Source organism: Methylomonas rosea (genome assembly GCF_024505055.1).
GTDB classification, from domain to species: domain Bacteria; phylum Pseudomonadota; class Gammaproteobacteria; order Methylococcales; family Methylomonadaceae; genus Methylomonas; species Methylomonas rosea.
Window position 1 is genome coordinate 1 of the sequence record NZ_JANIBL010000060.1, and the last position, 21541, is coordinate 21541.

At 50.6% G+C, this 21541-nt stretch carries 17 protein-coding genes and 3 tRNA genes; 4 read left to right on the plus strand and 16 right to left on the minus strand.

The window, feature by feature from the left end:
• The 12 genes from NP589_RS17020 to NP589_RS17075 form a co-directional block, all read right to left on the minus strand.
• Positions 1 to 707: ABC transporter permease (locus tag NP589_RS17020; protein WP_256608069.1), on the minus strand; the 707-nt coding region annotated here is incomplete at its 3' end.
• A 15-nt stretch (positions 708 to 722) separates the two neighbouring features.
• On the minus strand, positions 723 to 2576 hold the full coding sequence (locus NP589_RS17025) for a peptide-binding protein (RefSeq protein ID WP_256608070.1): 1854 nt from the start codon (positions 2574 to 2576) through the stop codon (positions 723 to 725).
• 93 nt (positions 2577 to 2669) lie between these two features.
• Entirely contained in the window at positions 2670 to 3860 is a 1191-nt protein-coding gene (gene fabV / locus NP589_RS17030) for an enoyl-ACP reductase FabV (RefSeq protein WP_256608071.1), read from the minus strand.
• Between the two features lie 356 nt (positions 3861 to 4216).
• Positions 4217 to 6085: a SurA N-terminal domain-containing protein gene (locus tag NP589_RS17035; protein WP_256608072.1), complete on the minus strand. Its 1869-nt coding sequence runs from the start codon at positions 6083 to 6085 to the stop codon at positions 4217 to 4219.
• 98 nt (positions 6086 to 6183) lie between these two features.
• A tRNA-Asp gene (locus NP589_RS17040) sits at positions 6184 to 6260 on the minus strand.
• Between the two features lie 6 nt (positions 6261 to 6266).
• Positions 6267 to 6342, minus strand: a tRNA-Val gene (locus tag NP589_RS17045).
• Between the two features lie 13 nt (positions 6343 to 6355).
• Positions 6356 to 6628, minus strand: coding sequence for a non-specific DNA-binding protein Hbs (gene hbs / locus NP589_RS17050; protein WP_020482925.1), 273 nt, complete (start codon positions 6626 to 6628; stop codon positions 6356 to 6358).
• 207 nt (positions 6629 to 6835) lie between these two features.
• Positions 6836 to 9253: an endopeptidase La gene (lon, locus tag NP589_RS17055; RefSeq protein WP_256608073.1), complete on the minus strand. Its 2418-nt coding sequence runs from the start codon at positions 9251 to 9253 to the stop codon at positions 6836 to 6838.
• A 174-nt stretch (positions 9254 to 9427) separates the two neighbouring features.
• Positions 9428 to 10705, minus strand: coding sequence for an ATP-dependent Clp protease ATP-binding subunit ClpX (gene clpX / locus NP589_RS17060; RefSeq protein WP_020482927.1), 1278 nt, complete (start codon positions 10703 to 10705; stop codon positions 9428 to 9430).
• 103 nt (positions 10706 to 10808) lie between these two features.
• Positions 10809 to 11414, minus strand: coding sequence for an ATP-dependent Clp endopeptidase proteolytic subunit ClpP (clpP, locus tag NP589_RS17065; protein ID WP_187300315.1), 606 nt, complete (start codon positions 11412 to 11414; stop codon positions 10809 to 10811).
• Positions 11415 to 11460: 46 nt separating this feature from the next.
• Positions 11461 to 12756 carry a trigger factor gene (gene tig, locus NP589_RS17070; protein ID WP_256608074.1) on the minus strand — a complete coding sequence of 432 codons (1296 nt, stop codon included), beginning with the start codon at positions 12754 to 12756 and terminating at the stop codon, positions 11461 to 11463.
• A 107-nt stretch (positions 12757 to 12863) separates the two neighbouring features.
• A tRNA-Leu gene (locus NP589_RS17075) sits at positions 12864 to 12947 on the minus strand.
• Between the two features lie 70 nt (positions 12948 to 13017).
• Between NP589_RS17075 and NP589_RS17080 the strand changes: the two genes are divergently transcribed.
• Positions 13018 to 13464: a DUF192 domain-containing protein gene (locus NP589_RS17080; protein WP_256608075.1), complete on the plus strand. Its 447-nt coding sequence runs from the start codon at positions 13018 to 13020 to the stop codon at positions 13462 to 13464.
• Positions 13465 to 13470: 6 nt separating this feature from the next.
• Here the strand turns inward: NP589_RS17080 and topA are convergent, their stop codons facing one another.
• From topA to NP589_RS17100, 4 genes are read right to left on the minus strand one after another with little or no spacing between them, the layout of a single operon-like run.
• A complete protein-coding gene (gene topA / locus NP589_RS17085) occupies positions 13471 to 15792 on the minus strand; it encodes a type I DNA topoisomerase (protein WP_256608076.1) in 2322 nt (773 codons plus the stop codon).
• A 16-nt stretch (positions 15793 to 15808) separates the two neighbouring features.
• Positions 15809 to 16276, minus strand: a complete 468-nt coding sequence (locus NP589_RS17090; RefSeq protein ID WP_020482932.1) for a Smg family protein — start codon at positions 16274 to 16276, stop codon at positions 15809 to 15811.
• An 8-nt stretch (positions 16277 to 16284) separates the two neighbouring features.
• Entirely contained in the window at positions 16285 to 17382 is a 1098-nt protein-coding gene (gene dprA, locus NP589_RS17095) for a DNA-processing protein DprA (protein WP_256608077.1), read from the minus strand.
• 56 nt (positions 17383 to 17438) lie between these two features.
• Positions 17439 to 18470 (minus strand): LysM peptidoglycan-binding domain-containing protein, encoded by a 1032-nt coding sequence (locus NP589_RS17100; RefSeq protein ID WP_256608078.1) that lies wholly within the window; start codon positions 18468 to 18470, stop codon positions 17439 to 17441.
• 325 nt (positions 18471 to 18795) lie between these two features.
• Here NP589_RS17100 and def point away from each other — a divergent pair, with 325 nt between their 5' ends.
• The 3 genes from def to rsmB are packed head-to-tail and all read left to right on the plus strand — an operon-like array spanning position 18796 to position 21531.
• Complete coding sequence (def, locus tag NP589_RS17105) at positions 18796 to 19299, plus strand: peptide deformylase (protein WP_064038414.1); 504 nt, start codon at positions 18796 to 18798, stop codon at positions 19297 to 19299.
• A 13-nt stretch (positions 19300 to 19312) separates the two neighbouring features.
• Entirely contained in the window at positions 19313 to 20239 is a 927-nt protein-coding gene (gene fmt, locus NP589_RS17110) for a methionyl-tRNA formyltransferase (protein WP_256608079.1), read from the plus strand.
• Positions 20236 to 21531 carry a 16S rRNA (cytosine(967)-C(5))-methyltransferase RsmB gene (gene rsmB / locus NP589_RS17115; protein ID WP_256608080.1) on the plus strand — a complete coding sequence of 432 codons (1296 nt, stop codon included), beginning with the start codon at positions 20236 to 20238 and terminating at the stop codon, positions 21529 to 21531. The genes fmt and rsmB overlap by 4 nt, the downstream gene beginning before the upstream one ends.
• The last annotated feature ends 10 nt before the right edge of the window (positions 21532 to 21541 follow it).

Genomic DNA, 21541 nt, shown 5'->3' on the forward strand with positions numbered 1-21541 from the left:
CCGCCGTAGGACAAACAGATCACCGGCAAAATCAAATGCCAGATTCTGTCCAACAAGAAACCTCGGACAAATCCACCCTCCTCCCAATGCGGCAGAAACGGCATATCCTGCGCTTCCAGACTACTGATGCCAGCGGTGGGGAACCATTGAAAGTGTTGCACGTTGGCAAAAAAACCCAGCAACAACACGCCGGCCAGCATGGTGGGTATCGACCACAAAGCCAGCATCGATACCCCAGCACCGACATCAAAAGCGCTGCCCCGCTGCGTAGCGGCCTTCATGCCAACCATGATAGCGATGATATAGGTAAGCGGCAAGGTGACCAGGTTGAGCAGCAAGGTGATCGGAATCCGTTCGGCCAGAATGTCCGACACCGGCCGCCCGTATTGAAAGCTTGTACCCAAGTCCATGCCTTTGCTTAAGGAAAACTCGCCGCGTTGGCCTTGGGCATCGGTAACAAAACCAATCGGCGACACATTATTCAACCAACGTAAATACTGCACCGGCGCCGGTTGGTCCAAACCATAGCGCTTGTTGTAATAGTCCAGCAGAGCCTGCTTTTCCTGCGGCTTCATGTCCATGCCGCCGATCAAGGTCTGGGCGCTGATGCCGCCCGGCGACATCGCCATGACGCTGAACACCAGTACCGTAATCCCCAACAGGGTGGGGATCATCAACAGCAAACGCCGCAGGAGATAAGTCAACATCGGCGAATCCTGGGCTTATTGGGTGTATTTTTGCTGCGCCAGCGGCACATAATTTTCCAGCGGCAATCCGCCAAAGTTCAAACCCAGTTTGGTCATTTGCAGGTTGTGGATGCGCTTATCAACGAATAACAAACTCTTGCGGCGCATTAAAAAGGTATAGGGCTGATCTTCGTAAAGAATCCGTTCGGCTTGCTGCCACAGCGGCATGCGTTTGCTTTCGTCGACGGTGCGGCGGGCATCGTCGATTAATTTATCCAAAGCCGGATTTTTATAACTTACATAGTTATCGCCCTTGCTGACAGCTTGCGAGCTATGGAAGATTTGGTACAAATCGGTTTCGATGCCGCTGGTCCAGCCCAAGGTAATGGCGTCGAAGTCTTTTTTATCCAGATTTTCCAGCATTACCGGCCATTCCTGCGGGGTCGGAATCAGTTTAACGCCGGCACGAGCGTACAAGTCTTTCAACAACAGAACCATGCGTTTGGTGTCTTCGTTGGCTTGAAAGTAGGTCAGTTTGAATTCAAAAGGGGCACCGGCCTTGTCTTCCAATACGCCGTCGCCATTTTTATCCTGGTAACCGGCGTCTTTCAACAGTGCTTTGGCTTTGTCCAGGTCCGCTTGATACGGTTGCAAGGCCGCGTCGTGCTGCTTACTAGCTTTACTGAACGGACTGACGGCAGGCTCGGCATAATCCAGCATCACGTCCTTAATCACCCGACCGACGTCGGTCAGATAAGTCATCGCCTGGCGCACGCGTTTGTCTGCAAAGCGAGTCGGCTTGCCGCCGCGCTCCTGGTTCCAACCAATGTAGCTGTAGCCCACCACCGGCGGCATGTATTCAAAGTTTTGACTCTTGGCCTGGATTTGCGGATCTTTTTTCAATTCCTGATATTCGACCGGTCTAGCCGAGTAAGAATCGATGTCGCCATTGCGAAAGGTAGTTAAGCGGGCACTATCGTTTTGGATAATTTTCCAGAGAATCCGATGGTAAGACGGTTGCACATCGCCCCAGTAACGCTCGTTGCGGACCAGTTCTATGTTGCCTTTGTCTGGCGTCCAGTTTTTCGGATCGTTTAGTCGATAAGGACCGCTACCCAATAACAAGCCTTTGGATTCGTTGAATTTTTGCGGCTCTTGCAGATAAGGCTCGTAAAAATGCTTGGGGAGGATACCGATGCCTCCCGCCAAGGACAGCGCCTCGAAATACGGCTCTTTGAAAGTAAACACCACTTCATACTTGCCATTGGCTTTGACGCTTTTGACTTTTTCCAGGTAAGCCCGTTCGCGCGGCGCCTGGATGGCATCAGTCATGATGAAATCGAAGCTGAACACTACATCAGCAGCGGTGAGCGGTTGACCATCCGAAAAACTGACATCCTCACGCATGCGAAAGCTGATCACCAAGCCGTCCTCGCTGATGGTCCAGTCCTTGGCAATCAAACCTTCCCATTCCAACGTATCTGGGTTGCGGATGATCAGACTCTCCAGCACATAGCTTTGGACATTGGAAGCATAAGCATCGCTGGATACCAGCGGTGTGATGGTCTTGAGATTGGTGCCGAAGGCTTCCACGCTCCAGTCGCCCTGGGCGTAATCCGGCTGGCGGCTGGCGGCATAAGCACGTTGAAACGCCTGTGCGACTTCACCGCTGTTATTCGAACTTGTTGACGCATTTGCGGCAATCGCGCCGGAAGCGATAGCTCCGCGCAACTCACGCATATCCTTGGCTTGCTCGGATAGCGCGCTTTGCATCTCGCTCAATTTCAGCCATTGCCGGTCGATTTGGTACATGGCCAACACGATCAGCACAATGGTCAAACTGAGCAGCGAATAGAGAATCCAGTCTCGGGTAGTTGATGGTGTTTGCATGTTTCCAGTGTTTCGCAGCAATTAAACAGAAACTTCAGGTGTCCTTATTTTTTACCCGATGACTAGCCGCCGCAATAGCCACCGGGCTAAAACTTACAGCAAATTGGCGATCGGTGCCTCGGGATTAACATCGGCTTCGTAATCCACACCGTCGACCTCAAAACCGAACAACTTCAGGAACTCGTGTTTGTAACCGGCAAAATCGCTTAATTCGTTGATGTTGTCGTTATTGATTTGCTCCCACAAGGCCCCTACCTTGTCTTGCACGTGCGGCTGCAATTCTTTCAGATCGGCGCGCAAGCGACCGGTATCGTCCAGGATGGGATTGGCGCCGTAAAGGCTGTCGCGGAACAAGCCGTTGACTTGCTCGATACAACCTTCGTGCGTACCCTCGGCCTTCATGGTTTTGAACAGCAAAGCCAGATACAAAGGCATGACCGGAATCGCCGCGCTGGCTTGGGTAACCACGGCTTTGAGCACCGACACCCTGGCGTCGCCGCCGAGAGCAGCCAACTTACTGCGAATATCGATCACACGTTTGTCCAAGTCTTTCTTGGCCGCGCCTATGGTGCCGTCCCAATAAATATCCCAGGTGATTTTCTCACCCAGATAGGTGTAGGCCGTAGTTTTAGCGCCTTCCGCTAAGACGCCGGCGTCGGCTAAGGCATCGATCCACATTTGCCAGTCTTCACCGCCCATCACCGCCACGGTGTTGGCGATTTCTTCCTCGGTGGCCGCAGGCAGGGTAAATTCCTTGATGATTTCTTTATCGGTGTCGATACCGTTTTGCACCAAATCCTTACCAATCGGTTTCAGGGTCGAATTATGGGTGATGCCGGTTCTCGGATTGGTGCGGCGCGGGGCGGCCAGGCTGTAGATGACCAAATCGACTTTGCCCAAATCTTGTTTAATGGCGTCTATGGTTTTTTGTTTGATTTCGTCGGAGAAAGCATCGCCATTGATGCTTTTGGCGTACAACCCTTCGGCTTCGGCAAATTTATGAAACGCCGCGGAATTGTACCAACCAGGCGTGCCCGGCTTATCGGAGGTGCCTTCGCGCTCAAAAAACACCCCCAGGGTTTTCGCGCCGGCACCGAAAGCCGAGACAATCCGCGAAGCCAGACCGTAGCCGGTGGACGCGCCCAAAATCAGTACATTTTTTGGACCGTTAGGAATGTCGCCGAAACTTTTGACGTAGTCGATTTGCTGTTTGACATTGGCTTCGCAGCCGACCGGGTGGGTGGTGACGCACATAAATCCGCGTACGCGAGGTTTGATAATCATGTTGATCCTTAAATCAAGCTATTAAAAATTAAGACGAGTGTCGCTTTCGCAGCGATGTTTGTTACAAATTTTAAAGTTTATCCCATGACATGGCTGAACAGGAAAATAATATCGATTGTTTCCGAATCGAAAAACCGCCCTATTCGGCTATCTGCGGCTATGTTAGTAAATGTCAGCCTAAAAGCCAATGTGGGTTGGTCGCTGCTAGCTATTGCCGTACAGACAACGGTGATCGCGGGACGTCTCAAGACTCTAGCTAGAATCAACAACAAAATCCCTGTGCTAAGCAGCTAACCGCTTAAACAAGCAAAAAAAAGGGAGCTTGAAGCTCCCTTTTTGTCGGTCCGCGTTACGATTTACTGTTTTTGCGTATTGATAACAATGTCGGCTTTAGTCTGCAATGCATTCAATACCGCTTCCATTTGCGCCTTGCCGAAGGCAGTAGAAATGTTTTTGGCAATCAAGGCTTGTTTGCTCTTGTCGCTGTCCGACATCAAACCCTCGTTGACACTGTTGACGCTAACCACCAATTTACCGCCCTTGGCTTCGTCGATTACTGCCACGCTAGGCTGACCGGCCTTCGGTTTGGCAGTTCTAAAAATCTCCTGAGTGACGGCCGCCGGCAAATCACTAGCTGTGCGCGTCAAGCCATTGATTTTTTTGGTTTGCAAATGCAGCGCTTCGGAAACCTGAGCAAGCGTTTTACCGCCAGCCAATTCCTGCTTAATTTTATCGGCAGTGGCGATGGCCTGTTGTTTTGCCTTATCTTGCTGGATCGAGGCAATGACCTGTGGCTTAACATCCTTCAGCTCTCTACTGGCCGCAGGTTGATGCGATAACATGCGCAACACCACCAGTTTATCGCCGCCAATTTCCAGCGGTTCGCTGTTGCTGCCTTTTAAGACATCTTCTGAAAATGCAGCCGCCCGAACTTTCTCGTCCGCAGCGATACCTTCACCCGCCGCACGAGTAAATGCCTCTGTCTTGCTGGTCGCCCCACCCAGCAATTGGGCAACAGCCGCCAGGCTATCTGGATTTTCGTAACTGACTTCGGCAACTTTCTCGGCCAAGGTGTTAAATTTGGCTTCTGCTTGCGCTTTTTGATAAGCCTTACTGACCTCGGCTTTTACCGCTTCGTAAGGTTTTACGTCACCCGGTATTAATTCGGTGACTTTAATTAAATGATAACCAAAAGCCGATTTCACGGGTTCGGAGACTTCACCCAGTTTTAAACTACTCGCGGCATCTTCAAAGGCTTTTTCCATTACGCCTACATTGAATAAACCTAGGTCGCCGCCATTTTTCGCGCTTAGTTTATCGTCGGACACTTCCGCAGCCAGAGCGGCGAAATCCTTGTTTTTCAGATCTTGTTTAGCCTTCAGGGCTTTTTGTAACGCCAAGTCATCAGCCGTTTTATCCTTGCTAAAAGCGAACAAAATATGGCTGATTTTTCTACGCTCTTTCGTAGTAAATTGGGCTTTTTGTTCTTCGTAATAGGCTTTTAACTGCTCTTCGCTGGGGCTAATATCTGCGGCCAATTTATCCAACGATAATTCCACATATTCGATAGCCACCTGCTCGGGAGTCTGATAGGCATCCTGGTGCTGCTGGTAATAAGCGGTAATTTCTTCCTCGCCCGGCTGCTGGCTGACCGGCGTTAACGGAACCGTCACATATTCCACATCGCGGGTTTGGTTCTGGATTTTAAAGAAGTTATTGATTTCCGCCGGTGTCACGAAGCTACTGTCCACCACGGCTCGTTGGAACTGCTCCATCACCAAGGCTTTTTTAATGCGATTGACGAACTCGGCGGAAGACATACCCTGCGAACCGAGCATGGTCTGGTATTGAGTCTTGTCAAATTTGCCGTCTTTTTGGAAATACTCCAGGGTTTGAATGAAATCCCTGGCGGTATCGTCGCTAACCAACAGGTTTTGATCCTGAACGTACTGCAACAACACCTCGTCGCGAACCAGCTTTTGCAAAGCCTGTTTTTTTATCGTGTCTTCGTCGAATTTCATGCCTGCCAGATTTTGCGCATACTGCTGATAGGCCTGACTGACATCGCGCTGAAAAAACTCCTTGTCTCCGACAGACACCACTGGCGCTTCTTTACCGCCGCCCAGATAGTTTTGGATGCCCCACAATCCGAAAAGCACACAAATCAAAATCAATATGATCGATGCAAATAGACCGTGCACCTTTTCTCTAATCTCTAAAAGCATAAACGCTGTCCTTAAACAGTATTAAACCCGATCGCTTCAGGCCATAAAATTAACAGGCAAAAAAAAACCTCGGACCATACGGCCCGAGGTTTCTGTTTTGGCGGAGCGGACGGGGCTCGAACCCGCGACCCCCGGCGTGACAGGCCGGTATTCTAACCAACTGAACTACCGCTCCAAAGTCTGGTGGGTGCTGAGGGGTTCGAACCCCCGACCCTCGCCTTGTAAGGGCGATGCTCTCCCAGCTGAGCTAAGCACCCGACTAAAGAGCGGCTAGTTTACAGCATCTTTTAAAGATTTGCCAGCTTTAAATGAAGGAATTTTCGCGGCTTTAATGGTGATCTCTTCGCCGGTTTGCGGATTGCGGCCTTTGCGCTCTGCTCTTTCTTTAACATCGAATGTGCCGAAGCCAACCAAGGCAACGGAATCGCCTTGTTTCAAAGCATCTTCTACTGCTTTGATAAAACCATCTAAAGCACGACCTGCATCAGCTTTAGTTAACTGGGACGCACTGGCGATTGCATCGATAAGTTCCGATTTATTCATTTATTTCCCCTTAGGATGTCGTTGTATTAATTATGCTCAGCAAACAAATGCTTGGATTTGCCCACTAACCGGTTTTCCACCAACCCGATTTACAGCCTCTCCTGGTGCGAGAGGCCGACATTTATATCAATCGCCTGCAAGCGATGTCAAGCACTGAAGTCGGCGGAGGCCACGATCCTGATGGTTTCCGCCGATTCGACTCGACTTTTAATGTGCAACAACACCCGGCTTTTTTACCTCTGCCTTGGTGGCGGCAGTTTCAGTTATTTCCGTCACCGGAATTGCTGCAATCGGGGTCGGCATATGCTGTAGAGCTAACTCCAACACTTCATCTATCCAACGGACACACTTAATCGCCAAATTGCGTTTGATATTTTCGGGAATCTCGGCGAGATCCTTTTCGTTTTCCGCCGGAATCACCACGGTCGCAATCCCCCCGCGATGCGCCGCCAACAACTTCTCTTTCAGTCCGCCGATTGGCAGCACCTCACCGCGCAACGTGATCTCGCCGGTCATGGCCACATCCGCGCGCACCGGAATTTTGGTCAGAGCGGAAATAATGGCGGTACACATGCCAATACCGGCACTAGGCCCGTCTTTAGGGGTCGCGCCTTCCGGCACATGGATGTGAATGTCATTTTTCTGAAACACATCGCTGTCGATACCCAAAATATTGGCTCGACTCCTGACTACCGTAACCGCCGCTTCAATCGACTCTTTCATCACGTCACCGAGTTTTCCGGTGGCTAGCTGCTTGCCCTTACCCGGCATTACCGCGGTTTCGATAGTCAGCAATTCACCGCCGACTTCAGTCCATGCCAGACCGGTCACTTGACCAATTTGATCGTTGTCTTCGGCCATGCCATAGCTGAACCGTCGAACACCAAGATACTTATCCAGGGTTTTTTCGGTAACCGAGGTTCGACTTTTCCGGGATTTCAACAACAGGTCTTTCACGACTTTCCGGCAAATTTTCGAGATTTCCCGCTCCAGTCCGCGTACACCGGCTTCCCGCGTGTAGTACCTGACAATGTCCTTAACCGCTGCTTCGGAGATAGAAATTTCCGACTCCGCCAGACCGTTGTTTTTGACCTGCTTCGGAATCAAAAAGCGCATGGCAATATTGATTTTTTCATCTTCGGTATAACCGGCCAAGCGGATAATTTCCATCCTGTCCATCAAGGCAGGCGGGATATTCATCGTATTCGCGGTAGCCACGAACATTACATCGGACAAATCGAAATCCACTTCCAGATAATGATCGGAGAAGGTATGGTTTTGCTCGGGATCCAGCACTTCCAACAACGCCGAAGCCGGATCACCGCGAAAATCAGCTGCCATTTTGTCGATCTCGTCCAGTAAGAACATCGGATTGCGGGTTTTGATTTTCGACAAATTTTGCAGGATTTTGCCGGGCATCGAGCCGATATAAGTGCGTCTATGTCCGCGAATTTCCGCTTCGTCTCTTACCCCGCCTAACGCCATCCGCACGTACTTGCGATTGGTAGCCCTTGCAATCGACTGGCCCAGAGAGGTTTTACCAACCCCTGGAGGACCCACCAAACAAAGAATAGGCCCTTTCAACGCTTTAACACGCTGTTGTACGGCAAGATATTCGAGTATCCGCTCTTTCACCTTATCCAGGCCGTAATGTTCGGCTTCCAACACCTCTTCCGCGACTTTTAAATCGTGCCGAACCTTGGTTTTCTTTTTCCAAGGCACGTTGACCATCCAATCGATGTAATTACGCACTACTGTCGCTTCCGCTGACATCGGCGACATCATTTTCAGTTTATTCAGCTCGGCCGTCGCCTTGGTTTTCGCTTCGGCGGACATGCCGGCCGTGGCAATTTTTCGCTCCAGCTCTTCGATTTCGTTGCTGGCTTCATCCATCTCGCCCAACTCTTTTTGAATAGCCTTCATTTGCTCATTCAAATAGTATTCGCGCTGATTTTTTTCCATCTGCTTTTTAACGCGGCCGCGAATTTTCTTTTCCATCTCCAGAATATCGACTTCGCCTTCCATCAAAGTCATCAAGTTTTCCAAACGCTTGGCGACATCGACCATTTCCAGCATCAGCTGCTTTTCTTCAACTTTTAGCGCCATATGCGCCGCCATGGTATCGGCCAACCGGCTGGGGTCGTCAATACCGGCCAGGGAATTCAATACTTCAGGCGGAATTTTATTATTCAATTTCACATACTGATCGAACGAGTTAATCGCCGTACGCTGCAAAACTTCCGCTTCCTGTTCGGAAATATTTAATTCGTCGCTCAACTCGACCACGCTGGCCGCGCAGTAATTATCCACTTCTTGATATTTTGTCACCGAGCAGCGCTGACTACCTTCTACCAACACTTTCACAGTACCGTCCGGCAATTTCAATAATTGCAGGATGTTTGCCAAGGTACCGACCCTGTATAAGTCATCAAAACCCGGCTCATCGACATCGGCCTGTTTCTGGGCAATCAACAATACTTGCTTGTCTTGTTTTATGGCGGCATCAAGGGCGTCGATCGACATGCCTCTACCGACAAACAATGGAATCACCATATGCGGATAGACCACCACGTCCCGTAACGGCAAGACAGGAATTAATTCATCTTTGCTTTTTAACTCGGTCATTTCATTTGCTCCCTTGAGCAGCTCAAAACATTAGATGTCATCCTATATGAGGATGAACTCGCAGAAAACAAGTATCTTTAATTTCAGGCAAAAAAAAGGGGGCTTTACTGAAAAAGCCCCCTTCAATCTGATTATTTCTTCGCGAGAACGCGAGGATAATTCAAAGCCCCATACTTAAGAAGCGTCCGAAGCGACCAGCTTTTGTTCCGCTTCGTAAACCAAAATAGGCTCCGAATTACCCAAAATGACGTTCTCATCGATAACCACTTTCGATATTTTGTCATTGGAAGGCAACTCGTACATGGTATCCAACAACACGTTCTCAACTATCGTGCGTAAACCTCTGGCACCGGTTTTTCGTTCCATCGATTTGCGGGCAATCGCCGCTAACGAATCATCCCTAAACTCCAGCTCCGCACCTTCCATTTCAAACAAGTGTTTGTACTGCTTGATCAAGGCATTTTTAGGCTGCGTCAGAATTTGAATCAACGCGGCTTCATCCAACTCGTCCAGAGTAGCGATAACCGGCAGACGACCCACAAACTCCGGAATCAATCCGTATTTGATCAAATCCTCGGAACGCACATCCGCAAAAATTTCGCCGACATTGCGCTTGTCGTCTTTAGTTTTAACTTCGGCGGAAAAACCGATGCCGCCTTTCTCGGTGCGATGTTTAATGACCTTATCCAAACCAGCAAAGGCCCCACCGACGATAAACAAGATGTTCGCAGTATTAACCTGCAAAAAATCTTGCTGCGGATGCTTACGACCACCTTGTGGCGGGACAGAAGCAACAGTCCCTTCGATAAGCTTCAACAAGGCCTGTTGCACGCCTTCTCCGGACACATCGCGAGTGATGGAAGGATTATCGGATTTGCGGGAGATTTTATCGATTTCGTCGATATAAACGATCCCGGTCTCCGCCTTTTCCACATCGTAATCACATTTTTGCAGAATCTTCAAAATGATGTTTTCAACATCTTCACCGACATAACCGGCCTCGGTCAGCGTGGTGGCGTCTGCTATGGTGAAAGGCACATCCAGCAATCTGGCCAAGGTTTCGGCTAACAAGGTTTTACCGGAACCGGTAGGCCCGATCAGCAAGATGTTGCTTTTCGCCAGCTCGACTTCGTTCTTTTTGCTGTTGCTGCGCAAACGCTTGTAATGGTTGTAAACAGCTACGGCCAGAATTTTTTTGGCATTTTCCTGACCGATGACATAACCATCCAATTCTTGCTTGATTTCCTTCGGCTTAGGCAGCGCACCGCCGGCCACGGACATTTCATCTTCCAGCAACTCATCCCTGATAATGTCATTGCACAATTCCACACATTCGTCACAAACATAAACGGATGGACCTGCAATCAGTTTCCTGACTTCATTTTGACTTTTACCGCAAAAAGAACAGTAAAGAAGTTTTTCATCGTCTTTACCTTTCTTGTCTCTACTCATAGACAGACTCCACCGTGATACATTGCCTCGTCATGGCGATGAAATATATCAAAAACCAACATTCAAATCACGTCGCACTCTTGACGAAGCTACGCGACACTTATCAAGCAATACGACTCGTCAATACTTTGTCGATCAAACCGTAATCAACCGCTTGTTGAGAACTCAGAAAGTTATCTCTATCCGTATCTTGCTGAATTTTTTCCAGCGGTTGCCCGGTATGATGAGCCAGGATTTTGTTCAATCGATCACGAATAGCCAAAATCTCCCGAGCATGAATATCAAAATCCGATGCCTGGCCTTGAAACCCTCCCAAAGGTTGATGAATCATCACCCTAGAGTGAGGCAAGCAATAACGTTTACCGTTAGCACCACCCGCCAACAACAAGGCACCCATACTGGCGGCCTGACCGATGCACATGGTGCTGACATCCGGCTTGATAAACTGCATGGTGTCATAAATCGACATCCCTGCTGTCACCGAGCCGCCGGGAGAGTTGATATACAAATGTATATCCTTATCCGGATTCTCAGACTCCAAGAACAGCAATTGCGCTACCACCAGATTAGCCGAGTAATCTTCCACTTGGCCAACTAGAAAAATTACCCGCTCTTTCAGCAAACGGGAATAAATATCGAACGATCTTTCCCCACGGGCTGTTTGTTCAACCACTATAGGCACTAGACCGCCCGCCGCTTGCGGCGCCATCATTTCGCTCATCACATTTTGGTTAAACACGTTTAGCCCTCATTCGTTACTGTTTTTCCATGACATCATCAAAACCAACTGTTACGTCGGTGATTTTAGCCTGACTGACAATCCATGCAACAGCTTGGTCCTCTAAGACCATCTGCTGCACATCATTTAGACGGGCCTTGTCGGCATAATACCAGTTCACAACGTCTTCGGGGCGCTCATAACTCTTCGCCATGTCATCAATTACCGCACGAACTTTATCGGCATCCACCTTGATGTCATTTTTTTGAATGATTTCACCCAGAATCAAGCCCAAGGCCACTCGGCGCTTGGCCTGACCTTCAAAAGCATCCCTTGGCAAATTCAGGTCTTCCAGTTTCAAACGCATGTTTTTCGCGCGTTCGGCGTAAGGTTTCATCAAAGCTTGAATTTCTTGATCGATCAATGCGTTAGGCATCGTTATCACGATGTTTTCGTATAAGGCATCCATCACCGCATTTTTTAACTTGTTTTTCAGACCCTGGTTCAGCTCTCTTTCCATGTTAGCCCGAACATCGCTGCGGAAACTGGCCGCATCGCCGTCTTCAACACCGTAAGCTTTGATAAATTCAGCATCGACGATAGGTAAAACCGGCTCTTCGACTTTAACCAACTCGATCTCAAACTCGGCGACCTTACCGGCTAATTTCTCGCTGTTGTATTGCTCTGGGAATGTCACTGAAAAGGTTTTGCTATCGCCGACAACTAAGCCTTTCAGTTCGTCTTCAAAGCCGGGAATCATTTGTTTGCCGCCGATTTCGACCTGGTAATTTTCGACCTTACCTTCGGTAAAATTCTCGCCATCGGCCACACCGGAGAAATGAATGGTAACCCGATCAGCATCCTGCGAAGCGCGCTCGACAGTGTTCCAGATTTTCTTTTGCTGACGCAGCTTTTCGATCATGTTATCGACATCGGCCTCCTCCACAGTTGCGGAAGGACGATCCACTTTCAACTCGCTAACGCCGTCCAGAACGATCTCGGGATAAACCTCAAACTCGGCGATGTATTCAAAACCTTCGGTTTTCTCGGTCGGGTGGATATGTGGATGACCTGCGGGGTTCAAATCCTGTTGTTGCAGCGCTTCGAAATAAGTCGATTGGATCAAGTCACCGGTGACTTCGTTTCTAACTTTATCGGCGTAAAGCTTTTTCACCATGCTCGCCGGCACTTTACCCGGACGAAATCCGTCCACTTTGACTTCGCGAGCGAGTTTTTTAAAGCGAGTTTCCATTTTTTCCTGAACCACGGCATCAGGAATGCTAACAGTCATTTTTCGGCTTAACTCTGATGTCTTCTCGACAGAAACTTGCATTGCACTACCTCAAAAAATTAAAGATACGGTTTTATATTTTGGGAGACCTGCCGGCGATGTTTAAATCTGGGGAACTTAAGGTCGTATCGTTACGAATAACGCAGAAATGGTGCGAGCGGGGAGACTCGAACTCCCACGGGGTTACCACTGGAACCTAAATCCAGCGCGTCTACCAATTTCGCCACGCTCGCTAAATAATTGAACGCGGCATTATAATCAGCCGCACCTTCAAAGACAACCTTATATTCCCGACGCCCCCGCATGCACCCAGTTCTTTTCCGCACCGCTTTGCTTCTAACACTGAATAGCGGGGACGCTTCGGCGGACACGTTCACCGAGTTCAACCACGCAATCAGGTTTGTAGAGCAGCAACGTATTGTCTACGCGGCTATTGCCTCTAACGAAAGCGAGCGTGAACACGGCTTGATGTTTCATAAGACACTTGCCGAAGACCAAGGCATGCTGTTTGTGTATCCGGACCAGACGCAACGCGCGTTGTGGATGAAAAATACCTTGCTGGCGCTGGATGTAGTGTTTTTATCGGGAGACGGCCGGATTGTAGCTCTGTTAAAGAATCTACAACCCTGCACCAAAGATCCTTGCAGAATTTATGAGTCCAAAACGGCGGCCAGATACATGCTGGAACTGCCCGCCGGCTTTATCGACAAACACGCAATCAAAGTCGGCCAAACAGTCACGCTACCTTAGAGAGACTTACGCCGGTCCGTTTACGTCGTCCGGATCGCCCTCATAAGGCGTCGCGTATTTGCACTCTTTCTGCGGACAGACTTTTTCGGTCCCGCGGCGTTTGGTGGTTTTCAAGGTCAAAATTGGCCAATTACAATCAGGGCAACTTTCCTTGACCGGCGCATCCCACAAGGCATAATCGCATTTTGGATATTCCGAACAGGAATAAAAAATCTTCCCGCTGCGCGCCTTGCGCTTCAGAATCGCGCCATTTTTGCATTGCGGACATTCAACGCCGGTATCGCTTGGTTTTTCCAAAGGCTCGATGTGCTTGCATTTCGGATAAGCGCTACAGCCGACAAACTTGCCATACTTGCCAGTCTTTATAACCAGCGTCGACTCGCACTTCGGACACACTCGCCCTTCCACCACCTCAGGCTCGGCCGATGCGGCACCAGCATTGTCATCTCCCAGATTTCGAGTGTAGGAACAAGTCGGATAATTGGTACAACCGATAAATCGACCGTTACGCCCTAAACGAATGGACAGCGGACTGCCGCATTCCGGACATTTTTCGTCGATACTTTCCTGCGTGACGTCCTTACGCTGTACACTTTCTTCCTTCTCGTTGATCAATTGCGTGAACGGCCGCCAAAAGTCGTTCATCAACGGAATCCAATCCTTCTCGCCGCGCGACACTGCATCCAGATCGTCTTCCAGATTGGCCGTAAAGCTGTAATCGACGTATTTCGTGAAATGCTCGGTCAGGAATTTGTTAACGATGCGACCGACATCGGTCGGATAAAACCGCTTGTTGTCGATCGTCACATATTCGCGATTTTGCAAGGTTGAGATAATCGTCGCGTAGGTAGACGGCCGGCCGATGCCGTGTTCTTCCAAGGCTTTGACCAGACTAGCCTCGCTGTAACGCGGTGGCGGCTCGGTAAAATGCTGAGTTGCAGCGATATCGTTCAACACCACCGGCCGCCCTTCTTCCATCGGCGGCAAGAGACTATCCTGATCGTCGGCGGCTTCCTTGCTGTCGTCCACACCCTCAAGATACACCTTCATGAAGCCGGGATTGGTCACCGTGGAACCGGTGGCGCGAAATACGTTTTTATCGCTGCCGCAATTGAGATCGACAGCCACTTGATTCAAGGTTGCGTGGATCATCTGGCAAGCGACGGTACGCTTCCAGATTAAATCGTAAAGTTTGAATTGCTCGGCACTGAGCCGGTTTTTCACCTGTTCAGGCAAGCGCTGTACGGACGTCGGCCTTATTGCTTCGTGCGCTTCTTGCGCGTTTTTGGATTTGGTCTTGAAACGGCGCGGCTCCTTTGGCACATCGTCGATACCGTATTTTTCCGCGATCAGCGCGCGAATATCGGCAAGCGCCTCTTCGGCCAGATTCACCGAATCGGTACGCATATACGAAATCAAACCGACGGTTTCCCCGCCCAGATCGATGCCTTCGTACAACTGTTGCGCCACCATCATCGTACGCTTGGTGGTAAATCCCAACTTACGGGCAGCTTCCTGCTGCAAGGTCGAAGTGATAAACGGGGGGGCAGGATTTTTACTGCGTTGTTTCTTCTCCAACTTGGCGACAATTAACTGGCCGTCTGCAGCGTCCAGCAAACTTTGCTTGACTTGGCTGGCTTGCGCTTCATCGGTAAAACTGAACTGATTCAGCTTTTCGCCATTGAAATACGTGAGCTTGGCTTTGAACGGCAGCCCTTGCGCGCTGGCTTCAGCGGTATGCGACCAGTATTCACGGGTCTTGAACGCCTCAATCTCCATTTCGCGTTCGACGATCATCCGCAAGGCCGGACTTTGTACGCGGCCGGCAGATAAGCCCCGACGGATTTTCTTCCACAGCAACGGCGATAAATTGAAACCGACTAGATAATCCAGAGCGCGCCGCGCCTGTTGCGCATTGACCAGATTATTGGATAACTCGGTGGGATGAGCGATGGCTTCGGTGACGGCTTTTTTGGTGATCTCATGAAACACCACACGCAGCACTTCCTTGTTTTTTAACAGCTTTTTTTCCTTGAGATGCTCGAACACATGCCAGGAAATGGCTTCACCTTCGCGATCAGGGTCAGTCGCTAAATAAAGTGTATCGACGTTTTTTATAGCTTTGCCGATCTCTTGCAGATGGCGCTGGTTGCGATCAATCACCTGATATTTCATCGCAAAACCATTTTCCGGATCGACCGCTCCCTCCTTGGGAATCAGATCGCGGACGTGACCGTAAGAGGCCAGCACCTGAAAGTCCTTACCCAGATACTTTTCTATGGTTTTGCATTTTGCCGGTGATTCTACAATGACTAAACTTTTGCTCATGCTGTCCGTAGAAAAATCAATGTAAAGAAGTAGGTATCAAATCGTAAACTATGTCTTCCATTCGGGAGAAAGCGGCGCTATCGCCGGGTTGACTTAATAACACCATCAATACAATCCATTTCAATTTATCCAGCGTAATATTCTCGTCTTTCAAGGCCATCGCCCGATCAATCGCTATCTCGCGATTAATCGGCGTCAAGATGCCGCTGTGCTCAAGATACATCAAGAAATTCCGGCACTCCATATCGAACACGGAAATTTCCTGCCCGCTAAAAATGCGGAACGAAGAGGAAACCGCCGGTGTGATGCTCTCAATTTCGGCTAAAGACTCCAGCCAATCGAACGCCTTATTGACATCAGGCTGCTGAAAACCCGCATCCAGCAACTCGCTGGCAATGACGGCCGTATCCGGATAGTTATCGCTGTCGCCATCCAGATAATTTTCAAACAGATAAATGAGCACATCGAAAATATCTTCTTTCATTAGAACCTTTATTTGACTCGGAGGTAGCCACCACCGGCAAGCGCGGCAATGTAGCCTTGTAACTCCAGCACCAGCAGCGTCGAGGAAACTTCTTCCGCCGACCAACCGCTTTCTTGCACCAGAGTATCGACCGTTGTGGGACTGTACGGAATCAATTTCAATAGATTTTGCTGCTCCAGGTCAAGCGAAGTCTGCGCCAATTCCGGAGCATCTCGCATATACCTTTGATTATAATGACCTAATTCCTCAAAAATATCTTCTGCGGTTTCCACTAATTTGGCTCCCTGGCGGATTAATGCATTGCAACCGCGCGCCAAAGGGTTATGAATAGAGCCGGGAATCGCAAAAACTTCCCGATTCTGCTCCAGCGCCAAACGTGCGGTAATCAACGACCCGCTTTGCTGGGCAGCTTCAACCACCAACAATCCTACACATAAACCACTGATGATGCGATTTCGCCTGGGAAAGTGATTGGCTTTGGCGTTGGTGCCGGGCGGAAACTCGGAAGCCAGCGCGCCATGTTCGACAATCTGAGTCGCGAGCTGTTTGTGACAGGCGGGATACACCCGATCCAAACCGGTACCGGCCACAGCTATGGTTCGTCCGTTAACATTCAAGGCGCCTTGGTGACTGGCAGCATCAATTCCCAAAGCCAAACCGCTGGTCACCGTATATCCGGCTTCGGCTAAGGCCTCGGCAAATTGAATCGCGGTACTGACACCAACCGGCGAGGGATTGCGGCTGCCCACCATCGCCAACTGCGGTTCAAGCAGCAAGGCCGGATTGCCTTTGACAAATAGTATCGGGGGAGGATTTGCAATTTCTCGCAGTTGCGCCGGATAGTCGGCATCGTCCAAGGTCAATGCATAATTGCCTGCTTGCTCCAACCAGCGAATATCGTCCTCGACTTTTTCCCAATCCGGCTTTTGCAGCGCGTCTATCAATTTCTCGCTGAAACCCAAGCCACTTAAAGTAGCTCGCGATGCGGAGAATATCTGTTCCGGCTCAAGATGCGCCAACAAACGTTGAATGGCCTGACTGCCGATGCCGGGACTGCGCAGCATCGCCAGCCAGTATTTGATTTGAGGATTGAGTGCGGATTCCAAAACAGCTTAAAAAGCGATCCAGAGCGGCTTAACACATATTGGTGGTAGATAGCCCATTAAGGTGTCTGAACTCTATCCAAGGTATGCATCGCGGCAGTGGCCTGCATCACCAAGGCATAGCTGACGCGTTCGAACGGCCGGAACACCATCAACACACCGGCCAGTTCATCCGGCATTTTCACCGCTACAGCTTCCTGAGATTGATACCTATCCACGATGACATGTCCTCTGCGATAGACATCTAAAGTGTGCCCCACTTCCAAACCGTCGGCAGTCCCTTTATCAATGACCACCACATCGTGTTGACCGATCTGCGAGACGCCGCCCTTGACCTGAATGATGCTGCCCACTACCTGATGATTCGGCGGCCTTGGAAAATAATTCAGCGCCAATTCGCCCTCGGAAGTAGGCATCAAACGATCGCCGCGTTGTATTTCCATATCGGATTTATTAATCAGCAAGGTCGCCGGATCACCTGGTTCCTGTAGCGTGGTATCGGCAATATATTGCGCTTCGTACCCCAAAACTTCCTTGGTTACAGGGCTGACGTAAGCTTTGCCCGCCCGGTAGATGGTGAAACCCAAGCCTGGCGGATTTTCAATGGCCCGGACGTAAACCCCGTCGCCGGCTCCGGCGATCAAATGCTCACCAACAAACCCGATGACATAAGGAGCATGCTGCAATTCTTCCGCCGTTACCACTTTCGGTGAATTCAAGAATTGCACAATCGCATCACTGGGAATCATCTTGATGGCTTGATTAATCTCAGACTCGCGCACTCGCGGCAACAGTTTTTCATCGTTACCATCCGGCGTCAAACTCAGGCGCGGCACGCCGTTTACATACGAAAAGTACAGCGTGTCGCCCGGGTAAATCCAATGCGGATCCTTGATTTGCGGATTGTTATGCCATAACTGCGGCCACTCCCAAGGGTGCTGTAAAAACTTCCCGGAGATATCCCATAGGGTATCGCCTTTAACCACCGTGTGCTGATCGGGATGATTGGGGTTTATTTTCAGCTCATCGGCCCAAGCCACTGCGGCAAAAACCAGTGGTATCAATATTCCCAGTATCGCGCGAAAAAACATAATTTATCCTGCCAGAGCTTATAAAACCGTTCAAAATCCGCCAGACGAAGCGACTAAATACAAGATCGGCAAGCGTCTATACTTTGTGCATCCCGCATAATCCGACTTGAAACAAATGCGTATAAAATCAACCATCGATTTGCCGCACAGTTTAGATTAATTCGGGCATTATGCCAGCACGAGCCGCTCCAGCCTAACCCCAGCGGGCGCTGCAATGAGTCTTCAAACGCCCTCAGCATACACCAGCCGTATTTAGTCATCACGTTCAAACCCGAGCCAATTTCGGATAAAATCGCACTATTACAGTTAGCAAGCGGAGTGATGGGTGAGTATTCTTACAATTCTGGAGTTTCCCGATAAACGGCTGCGCACGGTCGCCGCCGAGGTGGACACCGTCGATGACGGCATCAAGACCTTGGTCGACAACATGATCGAGACCATGTATGCCGCCAAGGGAGTAGGCTTGGCCGCAACGCAGGTAAACGTGCATAAACGCGTCATAGTAATGGATGTCAGCGAGAACAAGGACGAACCGATCTGTCTGATCAACCCGCAAATCATCGAGCGCGACGGTGTTGAAGAATCCGAGGAAGGCTGCCTGTCTGTACCCGGCTTTTTCGAAAAAGTCAGCCGCGCCGAACACATCAAAGTCAAGGCGCTAAACCGCGACGGCGAAAGCTTTGAATTGGAAGCGCGCGAATTGCTGGCGGTATGCATTCAGCATGAGATGGATCACCTGGAAGGCAAGCTGTTCGTCGACTATCTCTCAGCCTTCAAACGCAACCGCATCAAAGCCAAGCTGGATAAAATTCACAAGTCGCAAGGCTAATTAAGGACATCCCATGAAAATCGTGTTCGCCGGTACGCCGGATTTTGCGGTCCCCACCTTGCAGGGCCTGCTGGATTCACCGCATCAAGTCTGTGCGGTGTATACTCAGCCCGACAGGCCAGCCGGACGCGGCCGCAAGCTGACCGCCAGCCCGGTTAAGGAACTGGCCGTAGCAGCCAACATTCCGGTTTATCAGCCGGAAAACTTTAAAAGCCCTGAAGCAATTGCGCAATTAGCGGCATTGGATGTCGATTTAATGGTCGTCGTGGCTTACGGTCTAATTCTACCGCAAGCGGTATTGGATATTCCCAAACACGGCTGCATCAATGTCCATGGCTCGCTATTACCGCGCTGGCGCGGCGCGGCGCCGATTCATCGGGCCGTAATGGCTGGCGATACCAAAACCGGCATCACCATCATGAAAGTAGTCAAAAAACTCGATGCCGGCGACATGCTGTATAAAGCCGAATGCCCAATCAGCACCGACGCCACCTCCAGCAGCCTGCACGATCAATTGGCGCAAATGGGCGCCGAAGGGCTGGTTAAAGTGGTCGACCAGATAGGCAATGGGTCGCTGCAAGCCGAACCACAAGACGAAGCCCTGGTTACTTACGCCCACAAACTGGAAAAGCAGGAATCGAACTTGGACTGGCAAAACTCCGCTGTACAACTGGATCGTCAAGTACGTGGCCTAAACGCCTGGCCGGTGGCACAAACCCTCTATCAAGGCCAAGTGTTGCGCGTCTGGCGCAGCCAGGTGCTTGATAAAACCGCCGAGCAAGCCCCCGGCACCGTCAGTTGCGCGGAACACGCGTTGGATGTAGCGACCGGTAACGGCGTACTGCGCCTACTGGAAGTACAACTCCCCGGCGGCAAACGCATAGCCGGCAAGGATTTTATGAATGCCCACCCCTCCGACCGAGTCATCCTTGGCCTATGAATCTGCGCGGCTGTTCGGCACAGATACTCGGACACGTCCTCAACGACGGTCAATCGCTTACCGCCGCGCTGGAACACGGCCTAGCTAAACTCAAGGACAGCAAAGACCGAGCTTTCGTCCAGGCCTTGTGTTTCGGGGTGATCCGACATTTTTACGCATTGGATTTTATGCTGAGCCGCCTGCTCAGCAAGCCACTGAAGCAAAAAGACGGCGACATTAAAGCCTTGCTGCTGATCGGCCTATATCAACTGCAACACATGCGGGTTAAATCGCACGCCGCCGTGTCGGAAACGGTAGCCGCCACCAGCCACAAACCTTGGGCTAAATCCTTGGTGAACGCGATACTCAGACAATATTTGCGCGATGCCGAAACCTTGCAGCAAGCCTGTACCGGGGACAGTCAGGCCCGCCACAATCATCCGGACTGGATAGTCGATTTGCTCAAACACGATTGGCCGGAGCATTACGAAAAAATCCTGCACGCCAACGACCAGGCACCGCCGATGGCTTTGCGCGTCAATCTGCAGCAAGGTAGCCGAGCGGCCTATCTGGACGAACTCACCGCGCAAGGCATCGCCGCCCTACCGGTAGATTGTTGCGAGACCGCGATAAGGCTGGACCAAGCCTTGGCCGTCGAGCAATTGCCAGCGTTTACTCAAGGCCGCGTATCGGTACAAGACACTGCCGCGCAATTGGCGGCGGAACTGCTTGATGCACAGCCCGGCCAGCAGGTGCTGGATTTATGTGCCGCGCCGGGCGGCAAAACCGCCGCCATTCTGGAGCGCCAACCGGCCTTGGCCGGACTGCTGGCGGTCGATGTCGATCAACAGCGTCTGCAACGAGTAACCGACAATTTACAGCGCTTAAACTTGCACGCCGAGACCTTGGCCGCCGACGCCTGCCAGCCGGCGTCGTGGGCTAACAACCGCCAATTTGATCGGATACTGCTGGACGCCCCCTGCTCCGGCTTCGGTGTGATCCGCCGCCATCCCGACATCAAGTTGCTGCGCCGCGCGGACGATATTGTTGTACTGCAAGCTTTGCAAGCCAAGATTCTCGCTAAGGCCTGGCAATTACTAAAACCGGGCGGCATCTTGCTGTATGCCACCTGCTCTGTGCTGAAACAGGAAAACGAAGCACAAATTGCCGCATTCCTTGCCGAACACGCCGACGCCAGCGAAATTCGCATCGACGCGCACTGGGGCACTGCGCGGCCACACGGTCGGCAAATCATTACCGGCGACCGGCAAATGGACGGCTTTTATTATGCCAAGCTTCATAAAGCCGCTTAGGTACGGGATA

Bases quoted from the DNA above. Each gene is read 5' to 3' on its own strand.
- NP589_RS17025 (WP_256608070.1), bottom strand. From the start codon at position 2,576: ATGCAAACACCATCAACTACCCGAGACTGGATTCTCTATTCGCTGCTC.
- fabV (WP_256608071.1), bottom strand. From the start codon at position 3,860: ATGATTATCAAACCTCGCGTACGCGGATTTATGTGCGTCACCACCCAC.
- NP589_RS17035 (WP_256608072.1), bottom strand. From the start codon at position 6,085: ATGCTTTTAGAGATTAGAGAAAAGGTGCACGGTCTATTTGCATCGATC.
- hbs (WP_020482925.1), bottom strand. From the start codon at position 6,628: ATGAATAAATCGGAACTTATCGATGCAATCGCCAGTGCGTCCCAGTTA.
- lon (WP_256608073.1), bottom strand. From the start codon at position 9,253: ATGACCGAGTTAAAAAGCAAAGATGAATTAATTCCTGTCTTGCCGTTA.
- clpX (WP_020482927.1), bottom strand. From the start codon at position 10,705: ATGAGTAGAGACAAGAAAGGTAAAGACGATGAAAAACTTCTTTACTGT.
- clpP (WP_187300315.1), bottom strand. From the start codon at position 11,414: ATGGCGCCGCAAGCGGCGGGCGGTCTAGTGCCTATAGTGGTTGAACAA.
- tig (WP_256608074.1), bottom strand. From the start codon at position 12,756: ATGCAAGTTTCTGTCGAGAAGACATCAGAGTTAAGCCGAAAAATGACT.
- NP589_RS17080 (WP_256608075.1), top strand. From the start codon at position 13,018: ATGCACCCAGTTCTTTTCCGCACCGCTTTGCTTCTAACACTGAATAGC.
- topA (WP_256608076.1), bottom strand. From the start codon at position 15,792: ATGAGCAAAAGTTTAGTCATTGTAGAATCACCGGCAAAATGCAAAACC.
- NP589_RS17090 (WP_020482932.1), bottom strand. From the start codon at position 16,276: ATGAAAGAAGATATTTTCGATGTGCTCATTTATCTGTTTGAAAATTAT.
- NP589_RS17100 (WP_256608078.1), bottom strand. From the start codon at position 18,470: ATGTTTTTTCGCGCGATACTGGGAATATTGATACCACTGGTTTTTGCC.
- fmt (WP_256608079.1), top strand. From the start codon at position 19,313: ATGAAAATCGTGTTCGCCGGTACGCCGGATTTTGCGGTCCCCACCTTG.
- rsmB (WP_256608080.1), top strand. From the start codon at position 20,236: ATGAATCTGCGCGGCTGTTCGGCACAGATACTCGGACACGTCCTCAAC.